We start from the raw sequence: 9845 nt of genomic DNA, 5'->3' as shown, positions 1-9845 counted from the left end.
GTCCACTTGCCGTCTGCGGCCTGGGTCCGTTCGGTGCTGATGCCCAGGCCAGGGACGAGGGCGGCGATGCAGAGTTGGGCGCCGCCGTCGGCTTCGGTGATCAGCCGCGGGTCGAGTCGGGCGGTGGTCCGAACGCCGAGACCGGCGGTGTCGAAGTCGCTGGCTGGGGAGGTGCGCTGGCTGCGGAGCATCATGAAGCCGCTGCCGCCGGTGAACCGTCCGACCGCGGTCTCGGGGTCCAGGACGTCTAGGCGGAGTTGGTGACCGTGGGCGCCGGCGATCGGCATGTAGGGCAGCACGATCTGCCCGCCGGGCCGGGTCTGCTCGATCCAGGCGTGCGGGATGGTCTGGACGCCGCAGGTGACGTGTACCCGGTCGTAGGGGGCGCGCACGGCGTGGCCGTCGGCCCCGTCGCCGGTGATGACCTGCGGTGGCTGGGAGAGGTGGTCGAGGCTGTTGAGGTTGGTGCGGGCGGTCTCGGCGAGTGCCTTGTCGACCTCGACGGTGATGACGTTGCGGCCGCCGACCCGCCATGCCAGCATCCCGGCCGTCCACCCCGTTCCCGTCCCGATCTCCAGCACACGGTGGTGGCCTTGCAGATCGAGCAGATGCAGGTACTCCATCGCCGCCTGCGGGCACGAGAGAGAACACGTCGGAGTTCCGGATGGGGCAGTGGCGTCGGTGGCGCCCTCGTCCTGCTGGGTCATGATCGCGAAGTTGCGGTAGACGGTGTTGTACCAGCCCGCGCGGTCCCTGCCGCGGTCGATGGGCCGGTCGGCCTCGTCGGGAAGGTAGGAGGTGGCGTAGGCGACGGCCGGGACGAATCGGTCTCGCGGGACCTCGTGCAGGGCCTCGCGCCACAGCGGGTCGGTGAGCACACCGGCGTCGGTCAGAAAGTCGGCGAGGGCCTGCACGTGGGTGTGGAAGGTCGCGTCGCGGCGGCTCATCGGCGTTAGTCCTCGGGGGTGCTGGGGGATGTTGGGGGCGCACTCTTGCGGCGCGTAGGGCGGGCGGCAGCCGTCGTGCGGACCGCACTCGGCATAGAAGGGGGCGATCTCTGCCGCGGCTCGTTGCCGCACCCGTTCCAGTAGCGGGGCCAGGGCATCGGTGCGGACATCGCCCTCGGCCATCCATCGCGACATTGGGCACGGCGCGATCTGCGCAGTGGCGAGGATGGCGGCGCTCGCCTCGCCGCAATGGCCGCAAAGACCGCTCGCCCTATTTCCTTCGGCTGCGGAGGCGCGACCGAACGGGCGGACGTGAGCGGTGCGGATCTGCCGCACGCCCATCCGGGTGAGCATTGCGTGGGCCTGGGCGACGCGCTGCCCGTCCAGAACCTCGATCAGGTTGATACGAATCGGGAGGCCCATCTCTAGCGCGCGGGTGATGTTGGAGCAGGTTTGCTGGTAGGTGTCGTGGCCGGTGATCTGCTGGTGCTCGTCCCGGTCGTCGCTATAGAAGCTGGTGGCCACGCGCACACCGTCACGGGCGAGTGCGGCCCACACCCGCGAGGTGACATGGACGAGATCGCTGTGCACCTCGACCTGGATGCCGGCGCGGCGGGCGGCGGCGAGAAGAACGGGCAGGTCCGGGTGCAGGGTCGGCTCGCCACCGATGAGCCGGATCACCTCGACGCCCAGATCGGCTGCCTGGCCGATGACGTCGCGCCAACCGCCGAGGGTCATGATGCCGTTGTGGCCTTCGGCGCAGGTGTCGATGCAGCAGCGGCCGCAAGCAAGCTGGCCGTGCGTGGTGGTCAACTCCAGCCACAGCATTCGCGGGGCCGGTGCCATCGTGCCTCCGGGTGCTCTCGCTTCTTCCCCACGTGGACAGCCGTGCTGCTCCTGCGGGTCATCGACAGGTGAGGGTTTTGCCCAACGACGGTGTGCCGGGATGTCAGGCGTGCGGCCCCGAGTGCGCGCCCCTCAACCCGGGGCCGTAGTCGGACAGGAGCAGCGCGGCCTGCCGCAGCGGTCGGAAGTCTGGCCGCGCCACTCCTGGCTCTACGTTCGCCCGGAGGGCGAGGGGCCGATCGGCGTTTGGAGGCGGACGGCGATCCGCTTGGCCGCGTCCTCGGTATCGGACCCGAGGTGCTCACCAGAGTTCGGTCCGCTGTGCCACCTGTAGACACCCAGCCGCTCGTCCCACACGATGCGCAACGGCCCGACGCACCGGTACGTCACACTCGCCCACCTCACGGGCTCGGTGTTGGGTCCCGCGTTCGAAGACTTCCCAGCTACCGCGATGATTGCCTGCGGGGCTCGGCGCCGGACGGCCGCGTGCAACTGCTCCAGCGGCCCGAACTCGCGAGTTGGCAAGGAGGCCATCGTTCCTCGTCTCTTTGGGAAATATGCCGCGACCCCAGGGAAGCCACCCAGCCAGCTATCCCGGGGCCAGGGGGTCTAACGCTGAAGACGCCGTGCGACGTTTAGGTGCGGATCGCGTGTGAGCCAGGACGTACAGGCGACGGACCCGGCCGTGCAGGATGCCGAGCCACCAGCGCGAGTCCTTCTCGGCGTAGGCGGCGCCGACGACCTCGCGGGTCGTGCCGTCCACAATGATGATCATCTCGGTGTCGCCGATGACCTCGTACGTCCTACTCATCGGGATCGTCTTTTCGGGGTGGACGGGCGGCGGCGGGAAGGGCGGGCTCCCCGCCGCCGCGTTCTGCCGCGCGGCTGCCTGCGGTGGGGCTTCGCGGCACTGGCCGCACGGACGTCGGGTGGAGGTGACGAGGCCCGCTCAACAGCCACCACCACGTCCAAGGGCCGCCCCTCGGGTCCTCCCAAAGACCCGGCGTATCAGGCTGCACTAGCGCCCCCTGCGGTGATGATGGCGCGACGTGCTCGCCGCGCCGATGGTGTCGCGCGACGCCGCGGCCGTGGCCGGAGGGTGGCGGCCCGACCGGGCGCCACGCGAGGGTGCGGGCGCGGGAGCCGCCGCGTAGAAACTGCCCGCGCCCGCGTTGGACGGGGACGACGCGGCTACTGCGACGCCGCCCCCGGCTCGTGGTGCCCCGCCGTCCAACCCGAAGGTGTCCTTCATGACCTGGCGGACTTCGTTGGCCAGGGCATCCTCGGTGGCGGCCTCGACTAGTCGGTAGCCGTGCTCACTCCAAGGCCAGGGGAGCAGCGCCCAGAAGCGGCCGGTAGCCCGGCCGCGCCAGTGCCGTACCCCGCGCGGGAAGTGCACCGGGACCTGGGTGGATGCCGCGTGCAGGGGTGTCCGCGGAGCCTCCGGCGGGATCGGCGCGCCGGTCATGGCGCGCTTTCCTCGACGGCACTTACGACGTGCCGCACCGCTCCGTCCAGGTCCGCGATAGGGCCGATGTCCTCGCCCATCGCCCACAGGAACGTGCCGCGCTTACAGTTGATCAGCAGCTCCCGCCCGTCCGGCCGGGTGACGATCAGGTTGGTGGCGAAGGCTCGGACAGCGACACCGTGCTCGCGCAGCCCGGCGGCCAGCGCTCCCAGCGCCAGCCGATGGTCGCAGTGCTCCGCTGCCTCTAGCAGCTCCCGCATCACTTCTGGGCCGTTGGCGTGCATGGCGACGATCCCGCCATGCCCTGGCACGAGCGGCCGGCTTGCCTGCCAGTCGATGTGAACTGCGTCGTTCACCTCGATCAGCCAGCCGGGGTACTCCTCGGCCAGCGTGCGCAGGGCCTCCTCGTGCTCGCTCACTGTGCGGTCTTCCGCAGCTTGGCGCGCAGGTCGTTGGCAGTGTCGGCGTCGAAAGTGGCGCCTTCGACGCGAGACAGGTCCTCGCTGACGAGAGTCGCTCGTGTCGCCCACCAACGCCCGGTGTCAGTGGTGTGAATGATCGACCAAGACGGGAACTCTTCGCGCAGCGCGGTCTTCTCCGCCGCGACGTCATGGTCGACCGGTACGGTTCGCATAGCCGGGCCTCGTTTCCGGTTAGGCTCCGGGCCACCCCGGCGTTCACCGCGCCGGGCCGGGGCCGCTTTTGCTTTCACCAGCCATGGAAGCGATTTGCTGGTTACCGTGAAAGGTGCTGAATGCTGCTTCTGGCACAGTCAGCGCAGACAGCGGCCCCGAAATGGGTAGGAGCCCGTTATGTCGACCTTTGGCGCCGAAATGCTCGCGATCATGGCCGAACGTGGTTTGTCCCTGCGCAAACTGGCCAAAATCGCGCACTACACCGACGGTTACCTGTCGCGGCTCTCACGCGACATACGCATTCCTTCTGCCGATGCTGCTCAGGCCATCGACGTCGCTCTCGGTGCTGGGGGACGACTCGTTGCCCTTGCCCAGACAGCGCAGGGCGACGCGGATCAAGCAGGTAGCCTGAAGGAGGAGTACTCGGTCCTTGAGGATGATGACGAAATGCATCGACGCCGACTCTTGCAGGCCCTCGCCGCGCTCGGCGTCGTGTCCGCTCCCAAAGGCGAGGCCCTGGGGTTCATCCGCACCGGCATGGACCACGCCATCGGGCGTGACGAGTACAGCCACGTGGACGAGTGGGAAGAGACAGTCGTCGAGTACAGCTACAGCTACCTGCTTCTTCCGCCCCATCGCCTTCTGAAAGATCTTGCCGCGGACCTGGCGACCGTCCAGCAGATCATCTCTCGCCAACCCGACACTCGGCCGCTGCACTCGTGGTATCGCGTAAGCGGCGGCCTGGCCATGCTGGTGGCCAAGACATTGTGCAACCTCGACGAGCCACGGTTGGCGCGGGATTGGTGGAGTACGGCGCAGTATGCCGCTGACCTCTCGGGGGACACGGACCTGGGCCTGTGGATCCGCGGAGAGCACCTCATGCACGGCCTCTACGACGGCCGTCCGACGGCAATTCTGCTACGCAAAGCAAACCAGGTCATCGGACGCGCGTCTGGCGTGCAGTGCCGGGGGCTGCTGCATCTCCACGCAGTCCGTTCGCAGCTGCTCGCTCTGGAAAAGCCGGGTAAGGAGGCGATGAACGAACTCCGAGTGTGTAGGGACATTTTTCAGCAGCTGCCTACCTCCGTGACCGGCGACGTTCGGTCGATCGCTGGATGGGCCGAAGATCGCCTGCGCTACACCGAGGCTTGGGTCTACGCGCACACCGGTGAGGCGGCCCTGCTCGATGGCGCGGTCGCCCGTGGTCAGAGCTTGCTGCCTACAGACGACCTGCGCGTAGGCGTCCAGCTTGACCTGCTGCGCGCGGCCGGGCATGTGCGAGCGGGCGATGCGGCCGGAGGCATCCGCCATGCTCACACTCTCTACGAGGCTCAGCCCCAGGAGCACAGAACCGCCCTGGTGACCAGCTTGGCCCGCCAGGTCGCCGAGGCCGTCCCCGAAGACAGTCGCGGGGACCCGAACGTCACCGCCTATCGCGAGCTGCTGTCCTCTGGCACCGAGTGCAAGGCGATCACGTAGAGGTCGAACCAGGGCTCGGTCTCGCCTTCTGATCCGGGCGTGCGCCCCACATGTCGCCAGCCCCACCGGCGGTACATTCGCTGGATCTCGTGTTCGTCCGGCGAGGTGGCCAGCGTGGCTCGTTCCTCGGTCCGTCCAGCAACCAGCTCGTCCAGCAGTCGGCGCCCCAGTCCATGGCCACGGTGTGTGGAACGCACGGCCAGGTCGATTACGGCGAAGGTCCGCCGACCGGTCTCGGTGGTGAATCCTGCGGGTGGCGCTGGGACCAAGCCGTTCCACCAGGACGACCCGGCGGTCAGCGGCCCACCGTAGGCAAAGCCGGTGAGCGTGGCATCGAGGTGCGCTGTCACAGCCTCAAACCCGGATGAGCCGAGCAGATGCCGCATGCGGGCCCGGTAGTCACCGAGATCGCTGCGCGGGAACGCCTCAGCATACAACGACTCGATCTCACTGAACTGCTCGCGGGTGGCTTCGCGGTCGAGGTGTTGGATGTCCATTGGGATCTATCAGACCACATCCCAAGGAGTTCCTAGCTGGTGCGCAGCCAATGTTTTCGAAGAGCGCAACGGACGTCACTGTGAGCCTTGCTCGATGTTCACCTATCTGTGCTCCCTGTCTGGACAACTTGCCGGCGACTAGTCGGTGATCCCCGGTGGACTGCTCATCGAGTAAGAGACAGCCGGTGCACTCGCTGACCTAGATTGCGCGTGGGCGTGTCGGGGATCCGGGATGGGGATGCGCATGGCCAGACTTGACCGCGGGACACGAGTCGAGCACGAATCGATTCGGTCCGCCCGCGTCGATGTGGCCACGTTGGTGGCGGCGGGCGGCGATGCCATGAAGGGGGAATGGCAGCGTGGAAAAGGGAAGTAGGGGTATGTGTTCTCCGAGTGAATGGATGTGGGGGGCAGATCCGATGCGGTGGCGTCGGGTATTTCACGGCCGACCGGATAAGGTGGGTGAGGCGCGTGGATTCGCGGCGACGCTGTTCGCGGGTAGCGGACGTGAGGGAGACGTGGCGATAGTGGTCGCCGAACTCGCCACCAACGCGGTCCGGCATTCTCGCTCCGGGGGTAGTCGCGGCTGGTTCGGCCTGGAGGTCACTCTGGCCGATATCTCCTACATCGCCGTGACCGATCTGGGCGGGGGGTGCGTCCCGACGATCCGTTCCGAAGCGCCGGGCTGTGAGCCGCGAGAGGGTGGATATGGCCTGCTCACAGTCTCGAAGCTTGCGCTGGCTATGGGGATCCACGGTAGTCCCGGCGAGGGGTTCACGGTGTGGGCCGACATCGACCTGCGTCGTGGGGCTCAAGGTAACTCAACGCAAGCGGTGTCACTGGCGTCCTAGGAAAGGGCTCAGCCTCGGGCCGATGGGCCATCAGGGGACAGGCTGAGGAAGTCTCTCGGGCCGCAAAGGGCCCCGCCTGCAGATCCGTGTCAGCGGAGCTGCTGGCGGGGCCTGCGTGTGTTTGTGACCGTTCATCACTAATGTTCCAGCGGGCGTCGACGGCGCTGTCGGCCGTCTTCTCGGTCTTCTCTTCGGTCTTCTTTTCGGGTTTCCGTCTATGAACCGAAGATGCCAGCAGCGGTGTCAGGGCAGGCCACGGGGGGTGCTGCATATGCTGTTCGGGGCCCCGACTCGCCACCAGGACGACCCCTGGTAATAGCCCGCGTTGTGGATCATGGGGACGCTCCAGTTTCTCCTCAGGCCCTCCTCAGCGTCTCCATCTCCACCCTTACTGGCTCTTAGCATCCTGGCCGGCATCTGCCGTGCGTGGGTCACTCATGCCGCGTGCCCAAAGGAAGAAGAGACGGACTTTCTCCCGGCGAGTCGAAACGGCGTGTAGGTCGCGACCGCTTATGTAGAACGACGAAACGGGACCTGCCTTTTTCCGTCCTGAACAGATCTCGCGGAAGGCGTGCATCGGCTGACGAGTGCGGTCGAAGTTGAGGCAAATCTGCTTTAGCAAGAGTCGGGTTTAGTGATTCTGAAGGTGATTTGTTGGCTGGTTTGGTAGTGGAGGTGAATGAAAAAGTTGCTGAAGATGCTTGCCTGACGCGCGCTATCGAGAAATGGTCGAGCTGTAGATGAACGGAAACGGCGCCCCTTGATCGGGTTTCCGGGCAAATCAAATGGGAGATGAAAATGGCCGCGAAGAACATCACCGTGAATGGCGACATCGCAAATCGTCCCACCGGCGCAGAGGTCCCCGGAAATGATCCCGCCCCCGTCACGGTCGGGGGGCGTCCTTCCGGTGCGGCTGGGGACGTGTGGGACGCGCTGACGGGCAGTCCCGGCGCTTCCGTGACCGTGATCGCCGAGGCGTCGGGTGTCAGCCGCGCGACCGTCGCGCGCACGCTGACCAACCTGGAACGCCAGGGACGCGCCACGCGGACGCGCGGCGAGCGCGACGGAGGCAAGCGTCAGTCCGACACCTGGCACCCGGTCGCAACCACCCCCGATCAGGTCGCCACGACCGGCGACACGCCGGACACCTCCGCCAAGGACGTGCTCGCAGGTGAGGCAGTCACCACTGACGCGTCACCGGTCACCACAGACACGCCGGACGCCGAACCGACCGACGTCGACGCCGAAGCCGGGCAACCCGGGGACACCGGCGCGGGGATGGATGCGGCGGCGGTGGCCGAGGCGCGGGACGCGCTGACAGTGCTACGGGACGCCATAGCGGCGGCGATGACCGCGCTGGAGGGCGGGGACGGTGCGGGCGCGCTGACTGCGGTTGAGGGCGTCTACGGCGGGTCGGGGAGGGCGCGGCGGCTGGTGCGTGCGGCCGCGAACGGGCGTCCGCGTACCGCGTCAGGTGCGCCGCGTTCGGCGCCGGGTGAGATGCGCGGGAAGGTCGCCGGGCACCTGATCGGTCATCCCGGGGCGGCGTTCACCCCGCATGAGATCGCCAAGGTGATCGGGCATTCGGCGGGGGCGGTGTCCAACGCGCTGGACCGGTTGACCGAGGCCGGGGAGGCCGAGTTGGTGTGCGACCGGCCGCGCCGGTTCACCGCCACCGTCCGCCCCGCCGCCCGTGCCGCTCACTGACGGCGTCCCGCTGTCCGGCACTTGGGAGCGGGCGACCGTGCCGCCGCCCGCTCCCGCAGTTTCGACCACCGACACACGATGGAGCCTTGCGATGACCACCGTTCCCGCCACCGTGACCACCACCTCGACCACTCCGGCCGTTGGGCCCGTGCCTGCGGACGCGGGTCGCCTCGGGCAGGGGGAGTTGCGTCGCAGGGTCGCCGTCGTGTTGGCCGATCGTCCGGGGACCCTGTTCACCCCGGGTGAGATCGCCCGGGGCCTGGGCCGGTCGGCCGGTGCGGTCGGTAACGCGCTGGCGGTGTTGACCGACCGTGGGCAGGCTGAGCTGGTGTCGGTGAGGCCGCGCCGCTACCGGGGCACCGCGACTACCGCCGATGCGCTCACGGGCGGTGGCGCATCGGGCACCGGGACGGCATCGCCCGTTCCCGCGCCCGCACCGTCCAAGGCTGTGCCCGCGCCGACGTCCGGCCCGTCCGCCAAGGCCACCCCGAAGGGCGGGAAGGGCGCCGCTGGGCCGGTGGTACGGCCGAACGGTCAGACCTATCACCCGCGCCGGTTGGCCGATCTGCCCGACGTGGCGGCGCTGCGGCGGCTGCGGTCGGCGTCCATTCCCGCGATGTTGTACGGGCCGCCCGGGACCGGGAAGACGTCCCTGGTGGAGGCGGCGTTCCCGGACCTGATCACGGTCGCCGGGGACGGTGACACCGCCGTGGCGGATTTCGTCGGCGAGTACACCCAGACCCCCAGTGGCGGCTATGAGTTCGTGTACGGGCCGCTGGTGACGGCGATGACCGAGGGCCAGGTGCTGCTCATCGATGACGCCACCCTCATCTCGCCTAGGGTGCTGGCAGTGGTGTATCCGGCGATGGACGGGCGGCGGCAGATCACCGTCAAGGCCCACAAGGGCGAGACGATCACCGCCGCCGAGGGCTTCTACGTCGTGGCCGGACACAACCCCGGCGTGCACGGCGCCGTCCTGACCGAGGCCCTGGCCTCCCGGTTCGCCGCACAGATCCGCGTGTCCACCGACTACGACCTGGCCAAGACCCTGGAGATCGAACCGCGCGCCGTCCGCGTCGCACGCAACCTGGCGCGCCGTCACAGCTCCGGCGAGATCGGGTGGGCTCCGCAACTGCGGGAGCTGATCGCCTTCCAGAAGATCGCCGGAGTCCTCGGCCAGGAGGCGGCGGTGGCCAACCTTCTGGGGGTCGCCCCCGAAGAAGACCGCGACGTGGTCGCCGAGGTCGTCAGTGCCGTCTACGGACGCCCCGTCACCCCGCTCGCCCTCGGCCAGCAGATCTGACCTCAGGTCATCACCGCACGGTCAGCACCGCACCCGCACATCACCGCGTCCCGGGACGCGTCCACCCATGGAGGAAACATGGCAACCCACGTCATAGCCGCATCCGCACCCA

10 protein-coding genes are annotated in these 9845 nt (G+C 68.2%); 4 read left to right on the top strand and 6 right to left on the bottom strand.

The annotated features are described in order from the left end of the window. From AMA02S_RS19960 to AMA02S_RS19935, 5 genes are all read right to left on the bottom strand, one after another. On the bottom strand, positions 1 to 1793 hold a 1793-nt coding region (locus AMA02S_RS19960; RefSeq protein ID WP_157430720.1), incomplete at its 3' end, for a radical SAM protein. A gap of 589 nt (positions 1794 to 2382) precedes the next feature. Then, positions 2383 to 2604 carry a hypothetical protein gene (locus AMA02S_RS19950; protein WP_067460763.1) on the bottom strand — a complete coding sequence of 74 codons (222 nt, stop codon included), beginning with the start codon at positions 2602 to 2604 and terminating at the stop codon, positions 2383 to 2385. A gap of 207 nt (positions 2605 to 2811) precedes the next feature. Then, positions 2812 to 3261, bottom strand: coding sequence for a hypothetical protein (locus AMA02S_RS19945; protein ID WP_067460761.1), 450 nt, complete (start codon positions 3259 to 3261; stop codon positions 2812 to 2814). After that, positions 3258 to 3680 (bottom strand): hypothetical protein, encoded by a 423-nt coding sequence (locus AMA02S_RS19940; protein WP_067460759.1) that lies wholly within the window; start codon positions 3678 to 3680, stop codon positions 3258 to 3260. The genes AMA02S_RS19945 and AMA02S_RS19940 overlap by 4 nt, the downstream gene beginning before the upstream one ends. Further along, entirely contained in the window at positions 3677 to 3895 is a 219-nt protein-coding gene (locus tag AMA02S_RS19935) for a hypothetical protein (protein ID WP_067460757.1), read from the bottom strand. The genes AMA02S_RS19940 and AMA02S_RS19935 overlap by 4 nt, the downstream gene beginning before the upstream one ends. A 178-nt stretch (positions 3896 to 4073) precedes the next feature. Here AMA02S_RS19935 and AMA02S_RS19930 point away from each other — a divergent pair, with 178 nt between their 5' ends. After that, entirely contained in the window at positions 4074 to 5375 is a 1302-nt protein-coding gene (locus AMA02S_RS19930) for a helix-turn-helix domain-containing protein (protein WP_067460755.1), read from the top strand. Here the strand turns inward: AMA02S_RS19930 and AMA02S_RS40505 are convergent. Continuing rightward, positions 5327 to 5872 (bottom strand): GNAT family N-acetyltransferase, encoded by a 546-nt coding sequence (locus tag AMA02S_RS40505; protein ID WP_084265344.1) that lies wholly within the window; start codon positions 5870 to 5872, stop codon positions 5327 to 5329. The two genes, AMA02S_RS19930 and AMA02S_RS40505, sit on opposite strands and share 49 nt — an antisense overlap. Positions 5873 to 6252: 380 nt before the next feature. Between AMA02S_RS40505 and AMA02S_RS45065 the strand changes: the two genes are divergently transcribed. The 3 genes from AMA02S_RS45065 (at position 6253) to AMA02S_RS19920 (ending at position 9733) form a co-directional block, all read left to right on the top strand. Next, on the top strand, positions 6253 to 6723 hold the full coding sequence (locus tag AMA02S_RS45065) for an ATP-binding protein (protein ID WP_369688397.1): 471 nt from the start codon (positions 6253 to 6255) through the stop codon (positions 6721 to 6723). A 798-nt stretch (positions 6724 to 7521) separates the two neighbouring features. Beyond that, positions 7522 to 8430 (top strand): MarR family transcriptional regulator, encoded by a 909-nt coding sequence (locus AMA02S_RS19925; RefSeq protein WP_067460753.1) that lies wholly within the window; start codon positions 7522 to 7524, stop codon positions 8428 to 8430. Between the two features lie 91 nt (positions 8431 to 8521). Next, the gene (locus tag AMA02S_RS19920) at positions 8522 to 9733 is read left to right on the top strand and encodes an AAA family ATPase (protein ID WP_067460751.1); all 1212 of its coding nucleotides are present in this window, start codon (positions 8522 to 8524) and stop codon (positions 9731 to 9733) included. Positions 9734 to 9845 lie beyond the last annotated feature (112 nt).

The sequence above is a fragment of the Actinomadura macra NBRC 14102 genome (genome assembly GCF_001552215.1).
Taxonomy (GTDB): domain Bacteria; phylum Actinomycetota; class Actinomycetes; order Streptosporangiales; family Streptosporangiaceae; genus Spirillospora; species Spirillospora macra.
The sequence above is the reverse complement of the archived record's forward strand: the minus strand, read 5'-3'. Positions and strand labels throughout refer to the sequence as shown.